The sequence below is a fragment of the Halomonas beimenensis genome, from assembly GCF_002549795.1.
GTDB lineage: Bacteria > Pseudomonadota > Gammaproteobacteria > Pseudomonadales > Halomonadaceae > Halomonas > Halomonas beimenensis.
The window spans coordinates 783,574-804,504 of record NZ_CP021435.1; the positions used below are offsets into that span (position 1 = coordinate 783,574).

The window sequence follows — 20,931 nt, forward strand, 5'->3', positions numbered from 1 at the left end:
CCTGAGGCGGGGGCGGCGCCCCCTGAGCCTCGACGAGGCGCGGAGGTGCATGATGCAACTGGCTGTGCTGGCAGGTTTCGTGGTGGCGGGCCTCACTCCCTGGCTGCATCGCGTGGCGGGCGCCCGGACCCCGTTGCTGCTGGCACTGCTGCCCGCCGCCATCGTCGGCTGGCTGCTCCAGCACTGGTCCCTGCTCGCCGGCGGGGGCGCCCTGATGCTGGAGCAGGCCTGGGTCCCGGCCCTGGACATCACCCTCACCTTCCGCCTCGATGGCCTGGCCTGGCTGTTCGCCTGCCTGATCGCCGCCATCGGCGTCCTGGTGCTGGTCTATACCGGGGGCTACCTGCGCGGCCACCCGGACCTGCCGCGCTTCCTGGCCGTGCTGATGGCCTTCATGATGTCGATGCTGGGGCTGGTGCTGGCCGACAACCTGGTGGCGCTGTTCGTCTTCTGGGAGCTCACCAGTCTGACCTCCTACCTGCTGATCGGCTTTCGTCACACCGACCCCCTCGCGCGTCAGGCCGCCCTGCAGGGGCTGCTGGTCACGGCGGGCGGCGGTCTCGCGCTGCTGGTGGGGTTCGTGCTGCTGGCCGAGGCCGGCGGCAGCTGGTCGCTGGCCGAGCTGGCGAGCCGGGGCGAGGCCATCCGCGGCCATGTCCTCTACCTGCCGTTGCTGGTGGCGATTCTCATCGGGGCCTTCACCAAGTCGGCCCAGTTTCCCTTCCACTTCTGGCTGCCCAATGCCATGGTCGCGCCGACCCCGGTCTCCGCCTACCTGCACTCCGCCACCATGGTCAAGGCGGGCATCTACCTGCTCGCCCGGCTGCATCCGGCGCTGTCCGGGACCTCGGCCTGGACGCTGGGGCTCGCCCTGATCGGCGGAGTGACCCTGCTGCTGGGGGCGGTGATGGCGCTGCGCCAGACCAACCTCAAGCTGATGCTGGCCTACTCCACGGTGATGGCGCTCGGCACCATGACGTTGCTGCTGGGCATCGGCACTCGGGCGGCGCTGGCCGCCTGCCTCGTCTTCCTGCTGGCGCATGCCTTCTACAAGGGCGCACTCTTCCTGGTGGCCGGCATCCTCGATGTCATGACCGGCACCCTGGACGTCACCGCCATGGGGGGCTTGCGCCGGCTCCTGCCCTGGACCGCGCTGACGGCGGCGGTGGCCGCGCTGTCCCTGGCCGGGCTGCCGCCCATGCTCGGCTTCGTCGCCAAGGAGGCGCTGTTCGGCGCCCTGCTGGAGGCCGGCGGGACGGGCTGGGTGGCCGTCGTCGCGGTGACCCTGGCGGCCGGGCTGACCCTGTCGGTGGCGGCCATCGTCGCCATCCGGCCCTTCCTCGGCCCCCTTCGGGACCCTCCACGGCGTCCCCGGGGCACGCCCCCCGCGTTGCTGGTCGGCCCGGCGCTGCTGGCCGCCTTGTCGCTGCTGACCGGCGTGGCCCCGGGACTCTTCGACGAGTTGGTGACCGTCACCCTGGCCGGCCTGGGCGCTTCCGGCGAAGCGCTGCACCTGGTGCCCTGGCATGGGGTCGGGGGGCCCCTGGCCCTGTCGCTGGCCGGCCTGGTCCTGGGCGTCGCGGTCTTCCTGCGCTGGGAATCGGTGCGCGCCCGGCTGGTCGATGTCCTGGCGCCGCTGGTGGCCCGGGGGCCCGAGGTCTGGCACTCGACCCTGGGCTGGCGCACGCTCCAGCTGGCCCATTGGCAGACCCGGATCCTCCAGAACGGCCACCTGCGCACCTACCTGGTCACCATCCTGATGGCCTGGCTGGGGCTGGTCGGGCACGCCCTGCTGGTGCGGCACGGCAGCCTCTCCTGGCCCGGCAGCGCCTGGCAGGCCCATGAGCTGGTGGTCGCGGCCCTGATGGCCGCCGGGGCGCTGACCGCCTGCATGGTGCGCTCGCGGCTCGCCGCGGTGGCGGCGCTGGGCAGCATGGGGTTCTCCATCGCCCTGACCTTCGTGCTGTTCAGCGCGCCCGACCTGGCGATCACCCAGCTGCTCGTCGAGACCCTGACCGTGGTGCTGCTGGCCCTGGTGCTGTTCCGCCTGCCGCACTTCACGGTGCTGTCCACGCCTCTGCAGCGGTGGCGTGACCTCGGGGTGGCGGCCCTGGTCGGCGCCCTGATCACCACCCTGATGCTGGCGGTGCTGGGCGGCGAGCGCCTGCCGAGCGTTTCCCACTACATGGTGGCCAACGGGCAGCCCCTGGGCCATGGCCACAATCTGGTCAACGTCATCCTGGTGGACTTCCGGGCCCTGGATACCCTGGGGGAGGTCTTCGTGCTGGCGCTGGCCGCGGTCGGCGTCTACGCCATGCTGTGCTTCCGGGCCGAGGAGGCGGGACATGGTTAAGTCGGGCACCCTCATCCTCGGCGTGGCGGCCCAGCTGCTGTTGCCGCTCCAGCTGATGTTCTCGGTGTTCCTGTTGCTGCGCGGCCACGACGCGCCGGGGGGCGGCTTCATCGCCGGGCTGGTCGCCGCCGGAGGCTTCGCCCTCTACCTCTTCGCCCATGGGCGGCGAGCCATGCACTCCCTGCTCAAGGTGGCGCCACGGGACCTGATCGGCCTGGGGCTGCTGCTCGGCGTCCTCTCGACCCTGCCGGCCTGGTGGCGGGGCCAGCCCTTCTTCACCGCCCAGTGGTGGGACCTGCCGCTGGGCATCACGCTCTCCACGCCACTGCTCTTCGACATGGGCGTCTACCTGGTGGTGCTCGGGGCCCTGCTCACCGCCATCACCGCCCTGGTGGAGATCGATCAGGCCGACGACTCGCGATGACAGGAGGTCCCATGGAAGCCGTGCTGGCCGTGACCATCGGCATTCTCTTCGCCGCCGCCATCTACATGCTGCTGCGCCGCTCCATCGTCAAGCTGGTGATCGGCCTGATACTGCTGTCCAACGCCGCCAACCTGCTGATCTTCGTCACCGCGGGGCTCGAGCGGGGGGCGCCGCCGCTGGTGCCTCGGGGGATGGCCGCGCCGGCCTGGGCGGTGGCCGACCCGCTCCCCCAGGCGCTGGTGCTGACCGCCATCGTGATCTCCTTCGGGGTGCTCTCCTTCGCGGTGGTGCTGGTGCGTCGCGCCTGGGAGCTGGTGCGCACCGACGACCTGGACCACCTGCAGGACACCGACCGCTGATGTCGCCGCTGGCCCTGCCCGTCCTCATCCCGCTGTTCGCCGGCTCGCTGTCGCTGCTGGCCTGGCGGTGGCGGCCGGCCCAGCGGGGGATCGCCGTGGTCGGCACGGCGGGACTGCTGGTCGCCGCCCTCTGGCTGCTGGTCGAGGTGGAGCGCGACGGTATCCGGGTGCTGCAGGTCGGGGACTGGCCGGCGCCCTTCGGGATCAGCCTGGTGGCCGACCTGCTGGGGGCCATCATGGTGGTGATCACCGGTCTCATCGGCCTGGCCGTGGCGCTGTACTCCCTGGCCACCACCGGCCGCGGCCACGAGGCCTTCGGCTACTTCCCCCTGATGCACCTGTTGCTGGGCGGGGTGGCCGGCGCCTTCCTCACCGGCGACATCTTCAACCTCTATGTCTGGTTCGAGGTGATGCTGGTGGCGTCCTTCGCGCTGCTGACGCTCGGCAGCGAGAAGGCCCAGATGGAGGGGGCCATCAAGTACGTGACCCTGAACCTGCTGTCGTCGGTGACCTTCCTGGTCGCGGTGGGGCTGCTCTACGGCCTGGTCGGCACCCTGAACATGGCGCATATCGCCCAGCGGCTGGCGACGCTGGACTCGGGGCTGGTCGATGTGCTGGCGCTGATGTTCATGGTCGCCTTCGGGATCAAGGCGGCGGCCTTCCCCCTGTTCTTCTGGCTGCCGGCCTCCTACCACACCCCGCCGGTGGCGGTCTCGGCCCTGTTCGCCGGCCTGCTGACCAAGGTGGGGGTCTATGCCCTGTTCCGGGTCTTCACCCTGCTCTTCCCCCATCATCCCGGCTACACCCACGAGATCCTGCTGTGGGGGGCGGCGCTCACCATGCTGACCGGGGTGATGGGCGCCATGGTCCAGTTCGAGTTCCGGCGCATCCTGTCCTTCCACATCGTCAGCCAGATCGGCTACATGCTGCTGGGGCTGGCGCTGTTCACGCCGCTGGCGGTGCTCGGCGGGCTCTTCTACATCGTCCATCACATCATCGTGAAGGCGAACCTGTTCCTGATCAGCGGCATCGTCCATCGCCTGCGCGGCAGCTATCGACTGGAGCGTCTCGGTGGCCTCTACCGCACCCACCCCTGGCTGGCGGTGCTGTTCCTGATCCCCGCCCTGTCGCTGGCCGGCATGCCGCCGCTGTCCGGCTTCTTCGCCAAGTTCATCGTGATCCGGGCCGGCCTCGAAGCCGGAGCCTACGGGGTGACCGCCGTCGCCCTGCTGGTCGGCCTGCTGACCCTCTTCTCGATGGTCAAGATCTGGGCCGAGGTCTTCTGGAAGGCGGCGCCGGAAGAGCAGGACCGGGCGTCGGCTCCCGGCCAGGGAGAGCTGTGGCTGATGGCCCTGCCGGCGGCGGGGCTGGCGCTGTGTACCCTGCTGATCGGGCTGCAGGCCGGCCCGCTGTATGCCCTGGTCGAGGCCTCGGCCGAGCAGTTGCTCGCACCGGAGCGCTATATCGAGGCGGTGCTCGGCGTGGAGGGACGACCATGATCGGGGCGTTCTGGAACCTGCTGCTGGGGCTCGCCTGGATGGTCCTCAGCGGCGATTTCAGCGGCACCAACCTGCTGGCTGGCCTGGGCTTCGCCTACCTGGCGCTGGCGATCCTCCAGCCCCAGGTGCCCGCGCTGGCCGGTTACGCCCAGCGGCTGCCGAGGATCCTGGCCTTCCTGGGCTTCTTCCTGCGCCAGCTGCTGCTGGCCAACCTCAAGGTGGCCTACGACATCGTCACCCCGCCCTGGTACATGCGCCCCGGGGTGATCGCCATGCCCCTGGCCGCTCGCAGCGACTTCGAGATCGCCCTGGTCGCCAACCTGATCTCCCTGACGCCGGGCACCCTCAGCCTGGACGTGTCCGACGATCGACGGGTGCTCTACATCCATGCCATGTTCCTCGACGACGAGCCGGCGCTGCGCCGCAGCCTGGCCGAGCTCGAACGGCGCACCCTGGCCCTGTTCCACTAGTCCCGGGAGGTAGCCCATGACGCCCGTCCTGTCGATCTGCCTGCTGGCCCTGACCGCCGGTCTCGGCCTGGCCCTGGTACGGCTGGTCCGTGGCCCCAGCCTGCCGGACCGGGTGGTGGCCCTGGAGCTGTTCTCCACCATGGTGGTCGGGATCATCGGCATCGTCGCCATCGCCGCCGAGGACGTGCTGCTGCTCGACGTGGCCATCGTCATGGCGCTGATGGGCTTCATGGCCACCATCGGCTTCGCACGGTTCGTCGAGCGGGGAGGGCAGGGCGATGATTGAGCTGCTCGAGGCGAGCCTGCTGCTCACCGGCACGGCCTTCATGCTGGTGGCGGCGCTCGGCGTGATCCGCCTGCCGGACCTGCTGACCCGCATGCATGCCACCACCAAGGCGGCCACCCTGGGCATCACCCTGATCATGCTGGGGGTGGCGCTGCACTTCGGTCAGGCCACGGTGGTGGCCCGGGCCCTGGGCGTGGTGATCTTCGTGATGCTCACCGCCCCGGTGGCCGCCCATGTCATCGGCCGGGCCGGCTACTTCGTCGGCACCCGGCTGTGGAGCGGGACCCTCAAGGACGAGCTGCGTCCCCATTACGACCCCCTGACCCATCGGCTGCACAGCGGCCTGGAAGAGGACGAGGAGGGCGGCCGCCGCCCTCGGGGCGACGGCTGATCCCCAACCAGTGAAACCGCAGGCGGCCACCCCGAGGTGGCCGCTTGCGTTCGCGCCTGTCTCGCTTATCATGTACACAAGCTGTACAAAAATTATTTGTTGTCCATGATGAGGGGCGCCATGCGGCGCAGGGCCGACCTGCCGAGCAAGCCCTGCCGAACCTGCGGGCGTCCCTTCCGTTGGCGGCGCAAGTGGTCTCGCTGTTGGGACGAGGTTCATCACTGCAGTGAACGCTGCCGCCGTCAGGCACGACGCCTGAGGAGGGCGCCATGAGTACCGACATCGTCTGGCTGCGCCAGGACCTGCGCCTGGCCGACAACCCGCTGTGGCGCGGCCCGCTGGGCAGGCAAATGCTCTGTGTCTATGTGCTGGACGAACACTGGTTGGCCACTGGACGCATCGGACGGGCGCGGCTGGGCTTCCTGTGGCAGAGCCTGATCGCCCTGCGGGGGGAGTTGCTGAAGCGAGGTAGCGACTTGCTGGTGAGGGTGGGGGAGCCCGTGGCGGTGGTCGCGTCGCTGGCCGAGGCTCTCCAGGCCGACCGGGTGCGGGTGCGCGTGGACGCCGGCTGGGAGGAGGCCCGGGCGGTGAGCCGATCGAGGCGGCGCCTGGAGGCCGTCTGTGCCGTGGAGGAACTCGAGGGAGGCATGCTGCTCGCCCCCGAGCTCCTGCCGACGCCCCTCGAGGCCCTGCCGGCGAGCTTTTCCGCCTTCCGCCGCCGGCTTGGCCCCGCGCCGGCCTTCGCCGATCCGGAGCCGGCCCCGGTCACCCTGCCCCCCTGGCCGGAAGCCGCGCCCCGAGGCCTGCCCGCGTTGCGCGAGGTATGCTCTCGGTCGGCCGGCTGGCGGCCCGGCCCCCGCGGTGGCTTCCGCTTCGCCGGAGGCGAGTCCGCCGGACGGGCGCGCCTCGACGACTACCTCTGGAACAGCGGTGCCGTGGCCCGTTACCGTGAGACCCGGGATGGCCTCGTCGGGCCCGACTTCTCCAGCCGCTTGTCCCCCTGGCTGGCCCAGGGCTGCCTCTCCGCCCGCCAGGTGAACGCGGCGCTGGGCGAGTGGGAGGCCGAGCACGGCGAGAGCGAGTCGAGTCGCTGGCTGCGTCTCGAGCTGCTGTGGCGGGACTATTTCCACTGGGCGGCCCGCCAGGCGGGCCGGACCCTCTTCGGCGGTCGCGAGCTCCCGTCGCCTCCCGCGGCCTTCTCGGCCTGGTGCCGAGGCGAGACCGGCGTGCCCTTCGTGGATGCGGCCATGTACGAACTCGCCGACACCGGCTGGTTGTCCAACCGTGCCCGCCAGAACGTGGCGAGCTATCTGGTCCATGACCTGGGCATGGACTGGCGCCTGGGCGCGGCCTGGTTCGAGCGCTGTCTGCTCGACTACGACGTCGCCAGCAACTGGGGGAACTGGGGCTATATCGCCGGGCGGGGGCGCCAGGGCCGGGCGCATCGCTTCCATGTCCTGCGCCAGGCCGACCATTACGATCCCGAGGGCGCCTATGTCGCCCGGTGGCAGCCCGACCTGGAGCGGCTGCCGGCCGGAACGTCGCGTCACCAGCCCTGGCGAGTCGCCCCCGAGGCCTTCCCCGTGCCCCTGGCGGTGCCCGAGGACTGGCACGACGACCTGCTGCCTCCCGGCGACGGAGCGGGGCGATGAACGTCGCGTCGCCCGATCGCCGTCCCGGGGGGCGCCGTCATCGGCCCGGCGTCTCGCCGAGGGACTCGGTCTGGCCGGATTGCTGCCCTTCGGGGGCGCCCTGGCGGCGGCCTGGCTGGCCCCGACCTTCTGGCAGTTGCTCGCCATCCAGGCGTTTCTGGCCTATGGCGCCCTGATCCTTTCCTTCCTCGGCGGTGTCCACTGGGGGCTGGCCCTGGCGCATGGCCAGCGGCATCGCCTCGTCGCGGGAATCCTGCCGAGCCTGGTCGCCTGGCCGTCGCTGCTGATCGATGCGCGGCTCGGCGCCTGGATCCTGCTGGTCGGCTTCCTCGCGTTGCGGGCCTACGAGGCCGGGCCTGGCGCGCCGGGACTGCCGGCCTGGTACCGCCGCCTGCGAACGCGGCTGACCCTGGTGGTGGCGGCCTGCCACCTGGGGGTGATCGCTCGCCTCCTGCTACTGGTCTGAGACGGCGTTCTGGGCGATCATCGGGGCCCCGATATCGCTCAGGATGTTGTCTCCATGATGCCTCGCTTGCTCCTTCCCGCCCTGATCGGCCTGGCGCTGGCGATCTGCCAGGGGGTCGCCGTCGATCAGGCCTCGGCCGCCGCCGAGGCGTCACCGGTCGCCGACTCCCGGGATTTCGCGGCCTGGCGGGCGGACTTTCGGCGCCGTGCCCTGGAGGAGGGCATCGACGAGGCCGTCCTGGCGCCCGCCCTGGAGGCCATGCGCTACCGTCCCCGGGTCATCGAGCTCGACCGCCATCAACCGGAGTTCGTGAGGCCCATCTGGGAGTACCTGGACGCCGCCGTATCGCCGACCCGGGTCCGCAACGGCCGCGCTCGACTGGCGGAACACCAGGCGAGCGCAGCGCGAGCGGCCGAGCGCCATGGGGTCCCCGCGGAGGTCCTGGTGGCCATCTGGGGGATCGAGAGCAGTTACGGTGCCTACCTGGGGGACTTCTCGACCCTCGATGCCCTGGGCACCCTGGCCTTCGAGGGGCGGCGGCGCGACTTCGCCCGCGGGGAGCTGCTCGACGCCCTGCGGATCCTCGAGGCCGGCGACGTCACCCCCGGGCGCATGGTCGGGTCCTGGGCCGGCGCCATGGGCCACACCCAGTTCCTGCCCTCCAGCTACCTGGCCTATGCGGTGGACGCCGATGGCGACGGCCGCCGTGACATCTGGGCCAGCATCCCCGACGTGCTGGCCTCCACCGCCCACTATCTCGATCGCGCCGGCTGGCGCATGGACGAGCCCTGGGGCGCGGAGGTCGTGTTGCCGCCCGGCTTCGATCATGCCCAGGCGGACGGGGCGCTTCGCCGTTCCTCCGCCGAGTGGGCGGCCCTGGGGGTGCGTGGCGTCGACGGAGGCCCCTTGCCGCGCCTCGAGGAGGCGGCGCGGACCGCGCCGGCGGGGGCCCGGGGGCCGGCCTTCCTGGTCGGCGACAACTTCCGGGTGATCCGCCGCTACAACAACGCCACCAGCTATGCCCTGGCCGTGAGCACCCTGTCCGACGTCATCGCCGGCCGCCCCGGCATACGCGGTGACTGGCCCCGTGAGGAGCCGGCGCTCAGGCAGGAGCAGGTGCGCGAGCTGCAGCGTCGGCTCAATGCCCGCGGCTTCGAGGTCGGCGCCGCGGACGGCATCCTGGGCCCCAACACGCGTCGGGGGCTGCGCGCCTTCCAGCGCGAGGTCGGGGTGACCCCGGACGGCTTCGCGACCCTCGGCCTGCTGGAGCGGCTGCGGAGGCTCGATCCATGAGACGCCTCGGTGTCCTGGTGCTGGCCCTGTGGTCGGCCCTGGCCCCGGCCGACGAGCCCGAGCGGGTGGTCGGGTGGGTCGAGCGGGTCGCCCTGATGCCCTGGGGGGCGGTCCTCGAGGCCAAGCTGGACAGCGGCGCCCGCACCTCCTCGCTGGATGCCCGGGACCTCGCGACCTTCGACCGGGAGGGCGAGCCCTGGGTACGCTTCCGGCTGCGCCTGGAAGACGCGGCGGCCGGGGAGACCCTGTCGGTGACCCTGGAGCGGCCGTTGCAGCGCGACATGACGGTGCGCGGCGCCGGGGGACGGGACGAGCGTCCGGTGGTGCTGCTCGAGGTCTGCGTGGACGGGGTGCGCTACGAGGAGGAGTTCAGCCTGCGTGACCGTTCGGCCATGACCTACCCGATGCTGCTGGGGCGGCGCACCATCGGCCACCTCGGCCGTCTCGACGTGGCCCGCACCCACCTGACCGAGCCCCGTTGCGACGAGGACTCGCCCTTGATCCCCCATCGGCCCGACGCAGAATAGCGGTTGGATCAGAAGAGTCGGGCGAGCAGGGCGGTCACCGCCGTCTCCACGCGGAGGATGCGCGGGCCCAGGTGGATCCCCCGGCAGCCGGCCTCGAGCAGGCGCTCCACTTCCCAGGGAATGAAGCCGCCTTCCGGCCCCACCACCAGCAAGGTCTCGCGGTCGATGCCCCGCGGGCAGTCGTCCGGCATGCCGGGATGGGCCAGCAGTCCCTGGCGCCCGACGAGCAACCCCGGCAGGGTGTCCTCGACGAAGGGACGGAACCCCTTGGCCAGGGTCACCGAGGGCATGCGGGTGTCCCTGGCCTGTTCGAGCCCCAGCACCAGGTGGCGGCGGATCTTGGCCTCGGACAGCTCCGGCGACTGCCAGTAGCTCTTCTCGACCCGACGGGTATTGAGCAGCGTCAGCGCCTTCACCCCCAGCGCCGTGACATGTTCCAGGGTGCGGGCCAGCATCCGCGGCCGCGGCAGCGCCAGCACCAGGTGGACCGGCAGGGGCGGCGGCGGCGCCTGGTCGAGGCCGGCGATGTCGAACACCGCCTCCCGGTCGTCGAGCGACAGCAGCGCGCCCCGCCCCAGGGCGCCGTTCTCGATGCCCAGGGTCATGACGTCGCCGCTCCGGGCCCGGTGGACCTCCCTCAGGTGGGCGAGCCGGCGCGGCTCGCGGACCCTGGCCAGGTGGTGGTTCTCGATGTCGTCGGGCGAGAGCAGGATCAGGTTCATGGGGCCTCGTGGTGCCGGTATGCCTTGCATGGCGGGTGGCGCGGTGCACAATACTCGTAAAGGGACGGGCGTCCGCCCGTCCGAGACGAACGAGGAGCAGCGCCGTGCGCGTGATTCGCAAGTATGCCAACCGCAGGCTCTATGATACCGAACAGAGCCGTTATGTGACCCTCGAGGACCTGCGCCAGCTGATCCTCGACGAGGTGCCCTTCCGGGTCGAGGACGCCAAGACCGGGGAGGACCTGACCCGCACCATCCTGCTCTCCATCATCATCGAGCAGGAACAGGCCGACGGCGATGCCCAGGTGTTCTCCAACGACCTGCTGGCGCAGTTCATCCGGGTCTACAACATGGCCCAGCCGCTGCCGTTGTCCCGTTACCTGGAGCAGGGGACCCGGCTGATGCTGGAGCAGCAGAAGCACATGCAGGACCAGTGGCAGCAGGCCATGCGCCACACGCCCATGGAGATGATGCGCGAGCTGGCCGAGGAGAACATGCGTTTCTGGCAGCAGAATTTCGGCACGCCCGGCCGCAAGGACGACGACGACGCCTGAGGCGCCCCGGGGCGGCGTAGCCGGCCGGATTCTGACATAATGCCGCGACGTTTTTCCCCCGGTAGTGAGGTAGAGCAGCGGATGAAGGTTCTGATCATCGGCGGCGGTGGCCGCGAACATGCCCTGGCCTGGAAGGTCGCCCAGTCCCCACGGGTCGAGACCGTCTATGTGGCGCCGGGCAACGCCGGGACCGCCCGTGAGCCCGGTCTCGAGAACGTGGCCATCGGCGCCGAGGACCTGGACGGCCTGGTGCGTTTCGCCCGGGACGAGGCCGTCGAGCTGACCATCGTCGGCCCCGAGGCGCCGCTGGTGGCCGGCGTGGTGGACCGTTTCCGGGAGGCGGGACTGGCGATCTTCGGGCCCACCGCCGGGGCGGCCCAGCTCGAGGGCTCCAAGGCCTTCACCAAGGACTTCCTGGCCCGTCACGCCATCCCCTCCGCGGAGTACCGCACCTTCGTGGCCGTGGAACCGGCACTCGCCTATCTCGCCGAGAAGGGCGCGCCCATCGTCATCAAGGCCGACGGTCTGGCCGCCGGCAAGGGCGTGATCGTGGCCATGACCCAGGAAGAGGCCGAGGCCGCGGTGCGCGACATGCTCGAGGCCAATGCCTTCGGCGACGCCGGTGCCCGGGTGGTCATCGAGGACTTCCTCGAGGGCGAGGAGGCCAGCTTCATCGTCATGGTCGACGGCGACACGGTGCTGCCCATGGCCACCAGCCAGGATCACAAGCGCGCCTACGACGACGACCAGGGCCCCAATACCGGGGGCATGGGCGCCTATTCCCCGGCGCCGGTGGTCACCGGCGAGGTCTTCGAGCGGATCATGGATCGGGTCATCCGGCCCACGGTGCAGGGCATGGCCGAGGAAGGGCACCCCTACACCGGTTTCCTTTACGCCGGCCTGATGATCGACGACCAGGGCAACCCCCGGGTGATCGAGTACAACTGCCGCTTCGGCGATCCCGAGACCCAGCCGATCATGCTGCGCCTGACCTCCGATCTCGCCGAGCTGTGCCTGGCCGGGGCCCGTGGCGAGCTGGCCGGCCACCGCTGCGACTGGGACGAACGCGCCGCCGTGTGGGTGGTGATGGCCGCCGGCGGCTATCCCGGCGGCTACCGCAAGGGCGACGCCATCCAGGGGCTGGTCGCCGCCGAGAGCACCGGCTGCAAGGTCTTCCATGCCGGCACCGCCGAGGGCGAGGATGGCGAGGTGGTCACCGCCGGCGGCCGGGTGCTTTGCGTCACCGCCCTGGGCGAGGGCGTCTTTGCGGCTCGCGAGCTGGCCTATCGCGGCGTGGCCGAGATCCACTGGCCGGACGCCTTCTATCGCCGCGACATCGCCCATCGCGCCATCGCCCGCGAGCAGGGTTGAGCCGAGCCGCCCGAGAACAACGACAAGGAGGCTGCATGGAGCGCGTCAGACTGGAGTTCCCCGAGGCGGACGTCCGGCACCGTCATCCGCTGACGGTGCGCGTCACCGACATGAACTATGGCCATCACCTGGGCCATGACGCCCTGGTGTCGCTGCTCCACGAGGCCCGGATCGCGGCGCTCGCCGACCTGGGACTGATCGAGTACGACATGGGAGGCTACCCCAGCGTGGTGGCGGATCTCGCCGTGCAATACCAGGCCGAGGCCCGCTGGCCGGAGGCGCTGGTGGTGGACACCGCCATTCCCGAGCCAGGGCGTCGTGCGATCACCGTCTATCACCGCGTGCGCCGCGAGGCGGACGAGCTGGTCGTGGCCACGGCGCGGCTCAACCTGATGCTGGTGGATCCCGGCACGGGGCGTCCCGTGGCGATTCCCCCGGCGGTTCGCCAAAGGCTGATGGGAGCGGGCTGATGTCACGGGAGTATCCGATCATCGCCGTGACCGGCTCCTCCGGGGCCGGCACCACCACGGTCAAGCGCACCTTCGAGCGGATGTTCGCCCGGGAGGACCTGCACGCCGCCTTCGTCGACGGCGACGCCTTCCATCGCTATACCCGCCAGGAACTGGCACGGATCTTCCGCGAGGAACCCGAGCGCAAGGACAAGCTGTCGCACTTCGCCGTGGAGGCGAACCTGCTCGATCGCCTGGAGGAGCTCTTCCAGGAATACGGCGAGCACGGTACCGGCACCTATCGCCATTACATCCACGCCGAAGACAAGTCGATGATCGAGGCCGGCTACCAGGTCGGCACCTTCACCGAGTGGCAGCCCCTGCCCAGCGGCACCGACCTGCTGTTCTACGAGGGCCTCCACGGGGGGCTGGTCACCGCCGACCACGACATCGCCCGGCACGTCGATCTGCTGGTCGGGGTGGCCCCGACCATGAACCTGGAGTGGATCCAGAAGATCGATCGCGACATGCGCTATCGCGGCTACTCCCAGGAAGCGGTCATCGACACCATCCTGGGCCGGATGGACGACTACGTGCGCTACATCCAGCCGCAGTTCTCGCGGACCCATATCAACTTCCAGCGGGTGCCCACGGTGGACACCTCCAACCCCTTCGAGGTGCAGGACATCCCCACCGACGCCGAGTCCTTCGTGGTGATCCGTTTCCGGGATCCGGCCACGGTGGACTTCCCCTACCTGCTGGCGATGATCCAGGATGCCTTCATGAGCCGCCCCCATACCCTGGTGGTGCCGGGGTCCCGGATGCCGCTGGCCATGGAACTGATCCTCGGGCCGCTGGTGCGCCACCTGCTGGCCCAGCGGCGCTTCCGCTGAGCCCCTTCCCGCCAACCGTCGAGGAGCTTGACCCCATGGATTGCCTGTTCTGCAAGATCATCGATCGCGAGATTCCCGCCGACATCGTCTACGAGGACGACGAGGTCCTGGCCTTCAACGACATCAACCCCCAGGCCCCGACCCACATGTTGATCGTGCCCAAGCGGCACATCGCCACCCTCAACGACATCGAGGAGGACGGCGACCTGGCCCTGGTGGGGCGCCTGCAGTTCACCGCCGCCAAGCTGGCCAGGCAGGAAGGCTTCGCCGAGGACGGCTACCGGGTGGTGATGAACTGCAATGAGCAGGGCGGCCAGACCGTCTATCATATCCACATGCACCTGATGGGCGGTCGACGCTTTACCTGGCCGGCTGGGTAGTCGGCAACCTGCGGTTCGCCGCACGCTCCAGGCGCTCGACGCATCGGGTGCATCCACACCGGGTGCATCCACACCGGGTGCATCCCTCGGCGCCGCCCACCGGGCGGCGTCGCCGCGTCCGGAACTGCCCCACCCGCGGTGACTCGGTTACAATGGCGTCACCATGAATCCAGGGGGTGTCATGAACCGCCAGTATTCCCGCACCGATGACCTGGTGCGCCAGTTCGATGCCGTCCTGCGGACCCTGGTGCCCCGGGCGGCCCAGGCCTCGCGTCCCTCCCCGGCCACGCCGGAGGTACGCGACGAGGACATGGGCGACGCCGAGCGTCGCCATGCCGAGGGACTGATGCGCATCAACCACACCGGCGAGGTCTGCGCCCAGGCGCTCTACCAGGGGCAGGGCCTGACCGCCAAGCTGCCCGAGATCCGGCACCAGATGGAGGAAGCCGCCCAGGAGGAGATCGACCACCTGGCCTGGTGCGAGGACCGCATCACCGAGCTGGGCGGCCATACCAGCCGCCTCAATCCGCTGTTCTACGCCGCCTCCTTCGGCCTCGGGGCCCTGGCGGGAGCGGTCGGCGACCGGGTCAGCCTGGGCTTCGTGGCGGCCACCGAGGAGCAGGTGGGACGCCATCTGGACGCCCACATGGACGCGCTGCCGCCGGGCGACCATCGCTCCCGGGCGGTGCTGCGCCAGATGGCCATCGATGAGGCCCACCACGCCGAGCAGGCGCTGGCGGCCGGCGGCGTCCGCTTCCCGGCCCCGGTCAAGGCCGGCATGACGCTGGCCTCCAGGGTGATGACCAGATCCGTGTACAAGCTTTAAGCTTGAAGCCGGAAGCTGGAAGAAACCCCGAAGACAGAACCCCCACCTCGGCCTTGCCTTGAAGTGGGGGTTCGCTTTTTCTTCCAGCTTCAAGCTTACGGCTTACAGCTCCCGCCTTGAGGCCGGCATTGCCGGCCTCAAGGCGGGTCAATCCATGTTGCGCGAGTAGAAGATCTCCAGCATCTCCTTGCGCAGCCGGCCCTCGATCTCCCGGGCCTCCTCGAAGGTGATGTCACGACGCGAGGTGCCGAACAGGTAGTTGTCCAGCTCGAAGTCCTTGAGCAGCATCTTGGTGTGGAACATGTTCTCCTGGTACACGTTCACGTCCATCATCTGGTAGGCCCGCTTGGTGTCCTCGGCCAGGTAGTCCTGGATGGAGGTGATTTCGTGGTCGATGAACAGCTTCTTGCCGTTCACGTCCCGGGTGAAGCCGCGCACCCGGTAGTCCATGGTGACGATGTCGGAATCGAAGCTGTGGATCAGGTAGTTCAACGCCTTCAGCGGGCTGATCTGGCCGCAGGTGGAGACGTCGATGTCCAGGCGGAAGGTGCTGATGCCGTTGTCCGGGTGGGACTCCGGATAGCTGTGCACCGTGACGTGGCTCTTGTCGAGGTGGGCCACCACGGTTTCCGGCAGCGGCCCGGGGCCGGGCTCCATCTGCTCGGGATCGGCCTCCTCCAGCTCGTGTTCGGCGATCAGGATGGTCACGCTGGCGCCGTGGGGTTCGTAATCCTGGCGAGAGATGTTCAGGACATGGGCGCCGATGATGTTGGTCACGTCCTTGAGGATCTGCGTCAGGCGCTCGGCATTGTAGAGCTCATCGATATAGTCGATGTAGGCCTTGCGCTGCTCCTCGGTCTTCGCATAGCAGATGTCGTAGATGTTGAAGCTCAAGGAGCTGGTCAGGTTGTTGAACCCGTGGAGTCGGAGATTGTCGGTCACGTCCGAACCTCCCAAAGTGGCAGATGTTGTCATCCCGACGGGCGGCGCCGGAACCCCTGGCGATCGAAAGGCGCGTATTATGCACACCCCGCCATGACGGCGCATCCGCCGCGAGGCATTTTTTTCGCCGTCCGGTCGTCACCGCTCGGGTAACGCATCGGCGCCGCGGCGTCGGGGGTGCCCTCAGTCCTCGACGATCGTGAAGGAATGCGTCACCTCCACCCCGCCCTGGGCCAGCATGATGGAGGCACTGCAGTACTTGTCGGCGGACAGCTCGACGGCCCGCTTGACCTGCTTCTCCTTGAGCCCCTTGCCGCTGACCGTGAAGTGGACATGGATCCTGGTGAAGACGCTGGGCACGCTGTCGGCACGCTCGGCCTCGATGCTGGCCACGCAGTCCGAGACCGGGGCCCGGGACTTCTCGAGGATCTCCAGGACGTCGAAGGACGTGCAGGCGCCGAGGCCCATCAGCAGCATCTCCATGGGGCGGGGGCCGGTGTTGCGGCCGCCGTGGTCGGGGGGGCCGTCGATGACCACGCTGTGGCCGCTGCCGGCCTCGGCGACGAACTGGCGACCGTCGGTCCACTTGACGCTGGCTTTCATAGGCTGGGTGTCCTCGGTTGGGATTTCGCGTTGGGCTCGGCAGCATAGCAGCTGTCCGTCCTCGACTCAGCCCCGCTGGGCGCGCAGTGCCTCGTCCAGGGCCGCGAGGCGGGCCGGCGTGCCGACATCGACCCAGGTGCCCCGATGATGGTGACCGGCGACGCGTCCCCGGGCCATGGCCGCGCGCAGCAGCGGGGCCAGGGCGAAGGCACCGTCGTCGCATCCGGCGACCAGGGCCGGGTCGAGCAGCGCCAGGCCGGCATAGGTCAGCCTGGGCTTTCCCGTCTCGTGCACCCGGCCCGCGGCGTCGAGATGGAAGTCGCCGTCCGGGTGGTGCGCCGGGTTGTCCACCAGCACCAGCCGGGCCAGGTCGTCGTCGAGGGCCGGCAGCGCGTCCGGCGTCAGGTCGCACCAGACGTCGCCGTTGACCAGCCAGAAGGGGGCCTCGCCCAGCAGCGGCAGGGCACGGCGGATGCCGCCGCCGGTCTCCAGCGGCGCCTCCTCGCGGCTCCAGGCGATGCGGACCCCGAAGTCGCCGCCGTCGCCCAGGGCCTCGATGATCTGGTCGGCCCGGTAGCTGACGTTGATCACCACCTCGACGATGCCCGCCGCCGCCAGGCGCTCCAGGTGGTGCACGATCAGCGGCTTGCCGGCCACCGGCAAGAGCGGCTTGGGGCAGTGGTCGGTGAGCGGGCGCATGCGGGTGCCGAGCCCGGCGGCCAGGATCATCGCCTTCATGGGGTGTCCTCCCGGGCGATGCCGGCCTCCGCCAGTTTCGCTCCCAGGGCGGGGCGGAAGCGGTCGGCGAGCCAGTCCCGGAAGGCCGCATGGCCCCCGAGCTCGGCCAGGGCATCCTCCAGGTGGGTCAGGAAGAGAGGCAGGCGCGCCAGGTAGCCCTCGCGACGGTCCCGCAGGGTCAGCCGGCAGAAGATCCCCAGTACCTTGAGGCTGCGCTGGGCCGCCATGGCCGCGACGTCTCGGCGAAAGGACTCGGGCGCCACGGATGCGTCGAGCCGGCCGTCGGCCACGGCGCGGGCCCGGAAGGCCTCGACCCAGGCCGCCCGCTGCGCCGGGGCGAAGCGGCAGTAGCGGCCATGCAGCAGCGAGATCAGGTCGTAGCTGAGCGGGCCGGCCACGGCATCCTGGAAGTCGATCAGGAAGAGCCGCTCGTCGACCACCATCAGGTTCATGGCGTCGAAGTCCCGGTGCACGGTGACCACCGGCTGGGCGAGGGCCGCGGCGATCAGGGCCTCCCGCAGCGAGGCCCAGCCGGGCGGCGGGGGCAGGTCCAGCCAGCGCTGGAGGCACCAGTCGGGAAAGAGGTCCAGCTCCCGGCCGAGCCGCTCGGCATCGTAGGCCGGCAGGCCCTGGGGAGCGGCACGGGTCTGCAGCGCATCGAGCAGCGCCAGGGCGCGTTCGTACCAGGCCAGGGTGTCGGGGTCGTCCGCCGCGCCCAGGCGCATCTGCAGGGGGGTGTCGCCCAGGTCGTCGAGTTCCAGGAAGCCGGCCTCGAGGTCCAGGCCGTGGAGCGCCGGGACCGGCAGCCCCGCCTCGGCCCAGCGCCGGTCGATGGACACGAAGGGGGCGCTGTCCTCCCGGTCGGGAGGCGCGTCCATCAGCATGCGGGTGGTGCCATCGGGCAGGGTCAGGCGGTAGTAGCGGCGGAAGCTGGCGTCGCCGGCGGCCAGGCGCAGGTCGACCTCCGCGGGATCGAGCCCGTGGTGGCGGGCGGCCCACTGGCGCAGGCGGGTCTGGCGCGGCAGGGCATCGGCCTCTGGCATCTTCACCTCTCGATGTCCGGTGGCGGGGCGTCGGTTGACGCCCCCGGGGCGTCGCCCCATGCTGAGGCCCGGCCTCGTCGGCGATGACAGGGACTCGTCGGCGGGACAGGTCGCATGGGGCCTGTATAATACCGATTCACTCCGCCAAGGACATCGTGGAACATGGCCAAGCGACCCTCCTGGACGGCCCTGGCAGGCCTGGTGACCTCGAGCCTGATGACGACGGGCCCGGTGCTGGCGTCGCCCCCCGAGCCCTTGCCGGCCGACCGGCTGGATTGGCGGCCCTGGGGCGACGAGCGTCCCGCCGGCGCCGTCTGCCGGGGACGCTACGTCATGCCGGACTATCGCCTGGCGGCGCCCCCCGAGGGGCGGGTGGCCAGCGAGGCCGATCGCGGCGAGTACGGGACGCAGGGCGAGACTCGGCTCGCCGGGGAGGTGGTGCTGCGCCGCGGGGACACCCAGCTGGAGGCCCCGGCGGTGCGCCTGCCGGCCGCCCGGGACCGGGTGCTGGCCGATGGGCCGCTGGCCATCCGCGACCGCAACCTGCTGGTTCGCGGCGAGGCCGCCGAGTTTTCCCTGGCGAGCGATGCCGCGCGCATCGAGGGGGCCCATTACGTGGCGCACGCCCAGCGCCTGCGCGGCGATGCGGTGCGCCTGGCTCGGCTGGAGGACGGTCGCTATCGGCTGAGCGAGGCGAGCTTCACCACCTGTGAGCCGGGCAGCGACCTCTGGCGCCTGGTGGGACGGGATATCCTGCTGGATCGGGAGAGCGGGTTCGGGACCGCTCGGCATGCCCGCCTCGAGGTCGGCCGGGTGCCGGTGTTCTACTGGCCCTGGGTGCGCTTTCCCATCGACGAGCGTCGCCAGACCGGTTTCCTGTGGCCGGTGGTCGGCGTCTCGGGCGATGGCCTCGACTATGCCCAGCCCTTCTACTGGAACATCGCCCCCGACCAGGACGCGACCCTGACTCCCCGCTGGATCGGCGAGCGGGGCGAGTCGCTGGGGGGCGAGTACCGCTATCTCTTCCCGTCCGACGCCGGCACCCTGGAAGGGGCCTACATGGTCGACGACCGCCGTGCCGGCGACGAGGCCGCCGCGGGCTCCTCTCTCGAAAACGGCGACGACCGCTGGTACCTGGACTTCCGCCACGCCGGGCGCTTCGGCTCGCGCACCCGCTATCGGCTGCGCTATGGCGCGGCCAGCGACGGGGCCTACTTCGAGGACTTCGGACGCAGTTTCGGCGAGACGGAGACCCGGAGCCTGTCGCGCCTGGCCGGGCTCGACTACCGCGGGGAGGTCTGGCGGCTGGAGGCCAAGGCCCAGGGCTACCAGAAACTCGACGATCCCCTGGATCCGGGCGACAAGCCCTTCTATCGGCTGCCGAGCCTCAACGCCCGGGCCCGATGGAGCCAGGAGACCGGTCTCTATCAGGAGTGGGGGGCCAACCTGACCCACTTCTGGCGGGATGTCGGCACCGACGAGAACGGTCGCTACACCTTCCGCGACACCCAGCGCACGATCCCCATCCGCGAAGCGGCCGACGGGACCCGGCTGAGCCTGACGCCGGCCCTGGGCTGGCGCTTCGCCGAGAGCTGGGGCCATCTCGAGCCGCGCGCCGAGCTCACCCACCTCACCTACGACCTCGACTATGGCGATCGCGAGACCGACCGGCCCGAGGATCCCTCGCTGACCGTGCCGATCGCCTCCCTCGACGGCGGTCTGATCTTCGAGCGCGACCTCGGCCTCGGTGGGGAGGCCTTCCGCCAGACCCTGGAGCCCCGGCTGAACTACGCCTATGTCCCGGCCCGGAACCAGCGGGACCTCCCCGACTTCGACACCAGCGAGCAGGCCTTCTCCTGGCAGCAGCTGTGGACGTCCCATCGCTTCACCGGTGGCGACCGAGTGGGGGACCTCAACCGTGTCTCCCTCGGCGTGGAGACGCGGCTGGTGGAAGACGCCAGCGGTCGCGAGCGGCTCTCGCTGGGGGTGGGCCAGGCCTACTACCTCGAGGATCGCACCATCGACCTGGCGGGCGACCCCGATACCCTGCCCTCGGAGGCCGACTTCCGACGCTTCTACGATGCCACCCGGGACCGCTCGCCCCTGGTCACCCGGCTGGACTGGCGGCTCGGCGATCACTGGCAGACCTACTGGCAGTGGCTCTACGACGATCACCTGTCGCGCACCGAGCGTGCCAGCTGGGATCTGCAGTACCGGGCCGAGGCGGGGCACGTGCTGAACCTGGGCTACCGTTGGGAGCTCCAGGGCTTCGATCCGGCCGAGGAGGGCGACGACGCACGCGGCTACGACCGGGAGGAGGTCGATGTCTCCGGGGCCTGGCGGGTCTCGCCGCGGCTCGACCTGATCGGCCGGGTGCTGTATGACCACACCAATGACCGGGCCCTGGAGCGGCTGGCGGGTGTGCAGTGGAACGACTGCTGTTATGGTCTCCAGCTGGTGTGGCGCGAGTGGGTCGACGACGCCGACACCGCCAGCACCATCGCCGATGACACCACCGACCGTGGCGCCTTCCTGCGCCTGGTGTTCAAGGGGCTCGGCGGCGTCGGGGGCGAGGCGGATGCCCATTTCCGTAGCGCCGTCCCGGGCTATCGCAGTACCGCCTTCGGCCGGCCTTGAGCGTCGCGCGATGCACGCCGCGCCGGCCCCGTGCCGGCCATCGATATTGAACG

The 20,931-nt window shown here is 70.4% G+C and carries 23 protein-coding genes and 1 pseudogene; 19 read left to right on the plus strand and 5 right to left on the minus strand.

The genetic code is table 11. From position 1 onward, the window contains the following. Positions 1 to 52 precede the first annotated feature (52 nt). The 12 genes and pseudogenes from mbhE (at position 53) to rloA3 (ending at position 9,720) form a co-directional block, all read left to right on the plus strand. Positions 53 to 2,353 (plus strand): hydrogen gas-evolving membrane-bound hydrogenase subunit E, encoded by a 2,301-nt coding sequence (mbhE, locus tag BEI_RS03685; protein ID WP_097788238.1) that lies wholly within the window; start codon positions 53 to 55, stop codon positions 2,351 to 2,353. After that, positions 2,346 to 2,777 carry a Na+/H+ antiporter subunit B gene (locus tag BEI_RS03690; RefSeq protein ID WP_097788239.1) on the plus strand — a complete coding sequence of 144 codons (432 nt, stop codon included), beginning with the start codon at positions 2,346 to 2,348 and terminating at the stop codon, positions 2,775 to 2,777. Before mbhE ends, BEI_RS03690 begins: the two co-directional genes overlap by 8 nt. Before the next feature lie 11 nt (positions 2,778 to 2,788). Beyond that, on the plus strand, positions 2,789 to 3,136 hold the full coding sequence (locus tag BEI_RS03695; protein WP_097788240.1) for a Na+/H+ antiporter subunit C: 348 nt from the start codon (positions 2,789 to 2,791) through the stop codon (positions 3,134 to 3,136). Continuing rightward, positions 3,136 to 4,635, plus strand: a complete 1,500-nt coding sequence (locus BEI_RS03700) for a Na+/H+ antiporter subunit D (protein ID WP_193765150.1) — start codon at positions 3,136 to 3,138, stop codon at positions 4,633 to 4,635. Before BEI_RS03695 ends, BEI_RS03700 begins: the two co-directional genes overlap by 1 nt. Next, the gene (locus tag BEI_RS03705) at positions 4,632 to 5,105 is read left to right on the plus strand and encodes a Na+/H+ antiporter subunit E (protein WP_097788242.1); all 474 of its coding nucleotides are present in this window, start codon (positions 4,632 to 4,634) and stop codon (positions 5,103 to 5,105) included. The genes BEI_RS03700 and BEI_RS03705 overlap by 4 nt, the downstream gene beginning before the upstream one ends. A 16-nt stretch (positions 5,106 to 5,121) precedes the next feature. Beyond that, positions 5,122 to 5,391, plus strand: coding sequence for an MrpF/PhaF family protein (locus BEI_RS03710; RefSeq protein WP_097788243.1), 270 nt, complete (start codon positions 5,122 to 5,124; stop codon positions 5,389 to 5,391). Next, complete coding sequence (mnhG, locus tag BEI_RS03715; protein WP_097788244.1) at positions 5,384 to 5,782, plus strand: monovalent cation/H(+) antiporter subunit G; 399 nt, start codon at positions 5,384 to 5,386, stop codon at positions 5,780 to 5,782. Before BEI_RS03710 ends, mnhG begins: the two co-directional genes overlap by 8 nt. A 120-nt stretch (positions 5,783 to 5,902) precedes the next feature. Next, complete coding sequence (locus BEI_RS03720) at positions 5,903 to 6,055, plus strand: DUF2256 domain-containing protein (RefSeq protein WP_193765151.1); 153 nt, start codon at positions 5,903 to 5,905, stop codon at positions 6,053 to 6,055. After that, complete coding sequence (locus BEI_RS03725) at positions 6,052 to 7,434, plus strand: DASH family cryptochrome (RefSeq protein WP_097788245.1); 1,383 nt, start codon at positions 6,052 to 6,054, stop codon at positions 7,432 to 7,434. Before BEI_RS03720 ends, BEI_RS03725 begins: the two co-directional genes overlap by 4 nt. Before the next feature lie 64 nt (positions 7,435 to 7,498). Continuing rightward, positions 7,499 to 7,900: pseudogene (locus BEI_RS03730) on the plus strand (DUF3429 domain-containing protein); the annotation flags it as partial. Between the two features lie 54 nt (positions 7,901 to 7,954). Continuing rightward, a complete protein-coding gene (locus BEI_RS03735; protein WP_097788246.1) occupies positions 7,955 to 9,193 on the plus strand; it encodes a lytic murein transglycosylase in 1,239 nt (412 codons plus the stop codon). Next, the gene (gene rloA3 / locus BEI_RS03740; protein WP_097788247.1) at positions 9,190 to 9,720 is read left to right on the plus strand and encodes a retropepsin-like aspartic peptidase RloA3; all 531 of its coding nucleotides are present in this window, start codon (positions 9,190 to 9,192) and stop codon (positions 9,718 to 9,720) included. The genes BEI_RS03735 and rloA3 overlap by 4 nt, the downstream gene beginning before the upstream one ends. An 8-nt stretch (positions 9,721 to 9,728) precedes the next feature. Here rloA3 and BEI_RS03745 read toward each other — a convergent pair whose 3' ends face one another. Continuing rightward, entirely contained in the window at positions 9,729 to 10,442 is a 714-nt protein-coding gene (locus tag BEI_RS03745) for a 16S rRNA (uracil(1498)-N(3))-methyltransferase (RefSeq protein ID WP_097788248.1), read from the minus strand. Between the two features lie 104 nt (positions 10,443 to 10,546). Here BEI_RS03745 and phaR point away from each other — a divergent pair, with 104 nt between their 5' ends. The 6 genes from phaR to coq7 all read left to right on the plus strand — a co-directional run bounded on the left by phaR (position 10,547) and on the right by coq7 (position 14,915). Then, a complete protein-coding gene (gene phaR / locus BEI_RS03750; RefSeq protein WP_097788249.1) occupies positions 10,547 to 10,996 on the plus strand; it encodes a polyhydroxyalkanoate synthesis repressor PhaR in 450 nt (149 codons plus the stop codon). Positions 10,997 to 11,077: 81 nt separating this feature from the next. Next, positions 11,078 to 12,367, plus strand: a complete 1,290-nt coding sequence (purD, locus tag BEI_RS03755; RefSeq protein ID WP_097788250.1) for a phosphoribosylamine--glycine ligase — start codon at positions 11,078 to 11,080, stop codon at positions 12,365 to 12,367. Positions 12,368 to 12,402: 35 nt separating this feature from the next. Continuing rightward, positions 12,403 to 12,837, plus strand: a complete 435-nt coding sequence (locus BEI_RS03760; protein WP_097788251.1) for an acyl-CoA thioesterase — start codon at positions 12,403 to 12,405, stop codon at positions 12,835 to 12,837. Further along, the gene (locus tag BEI_RS03765; RefSeq protein WP_097788252.1) at positions 12,837 to 13,709 is read left to right on the plus strand and encodes a phosphoribulokinase; all 873 of its coding nucleotides are present in this window, start codon (positions 12,837 to 12,839) and stop codon (positions 13,707 to 13,709) included. Before BEI_RS03760 ends, BEI_RS03765 begins: the two co-directional genes overlap by 1 nt. Positions 13,710 to 13,744: 35 nt before the next feature. Next, entirely contained in the window at positions 13,745 to 14,089 is a 345-nt protein-coding gene (locus BEI_RS03770; protein ID WP_097788253.1) for a histidine triad nucleotide-binding protein, read from the plus strand. A gap of 181 nt (positions 14,090 to 14,270) precedes the next feature. Continuing rightward, positions 14,271 to 14,915, plus strand: a complete 645-nt coding sequence (gene coq7 / locus BEI_RS03775) for a 2-polyprenyl-3-methyl-6-methoxy-1,4-benzoquinone monooxygenase (RefSeq protein ID WP_097788254.1) — start codon at positions 14,271 to 14,273, stop codon at positions 14,913 to 14,915. Positions 14,916 to 15,062: 147 nt separating this feature from the next. On the opposite strand, the gene speD is transcribed toward coq7, so the two are convergent. The 4 genes from speD to BEI_RS03795 all read right to left on the minus strand — a co-directional run bounded on the left by speD (position 15,063) and on the right by BEI_RS03795 (position 18,241). After that, positions 15,063 to 15,857 (minus strand): adenosylmethionine decarboxylase, encoded by a 795-nt coding sequence (gene speD / locus BEI_RS03780; protein WP_097788255.1) that lies wholly within the window; start codon positions 15,855 to 15,857, stop codon positions 15,063 to 15,065. A gap of 183 nt (positions 15,858 to 16,040) precedes the next feature. Continuing rightward, a complete protein-coding gene (locus tag BEI_RS03785; RefSeq protein ID WP_097788256.1) occupies positions 16,041 to 16,460 on the minus strand; it encodes an OsmC family protein in 420 nt (139 codons plus the stop codon). A 66-nt stretch (positions 16,461 to 16,526) separates the two neighbouring features. Continuing rightward, positions 16,527 to 17,198 carry an N-acetylmuramate alpha-1-phosphate uridylyltransferase MurU gene (gene murU / locus BEI_RS03790; RefSeq protein WP_097788257.1) on the minus strand — a complete coding sequence of 224 codons (672 nt, stop codon included), beginning with the start codon at positions 17,196 to 17,198 and terminating at the stop codon, positions 16,527 to 16,529. Next, positions 17,195 to 18,241 carry an aminoglycoside phosphotransferase family protein gene (locus tag BEI_RS03795; protein ID WP_097788258.1) on the minus strand — a complete coding sequence of 349 codons (1,047 nt, stop codon included), beginning with the start codon at positions 18,239 to 18,241 and terminating at the stop codon, positions 17,195 to 17,197. Before BEI_RS03795 ends, murU begins: the two co-directional genes overlap by 4 nt. Before the next feature lie 162 nt (positions 18,242 to 18,403). On the opposite strand from BEI_RS03795, the gene BEI_RS03800 reads away from it, so the two are divergent. Further along, positions 18,404 to 20,878 (plus strand): LPS-assembly protein LptD, encoded by a 2,475-nt coding sequence (locus BEI_RS03800; RefSeq protein ID WP_097788259.1) that lies wholly within the window; start codon positions 18,404 to 18,406, stop codon positions 20,876 to 20,878. The last annotated feature ends 53 nt before the right edge of the window (positions 20,879 to 20,931 follow it).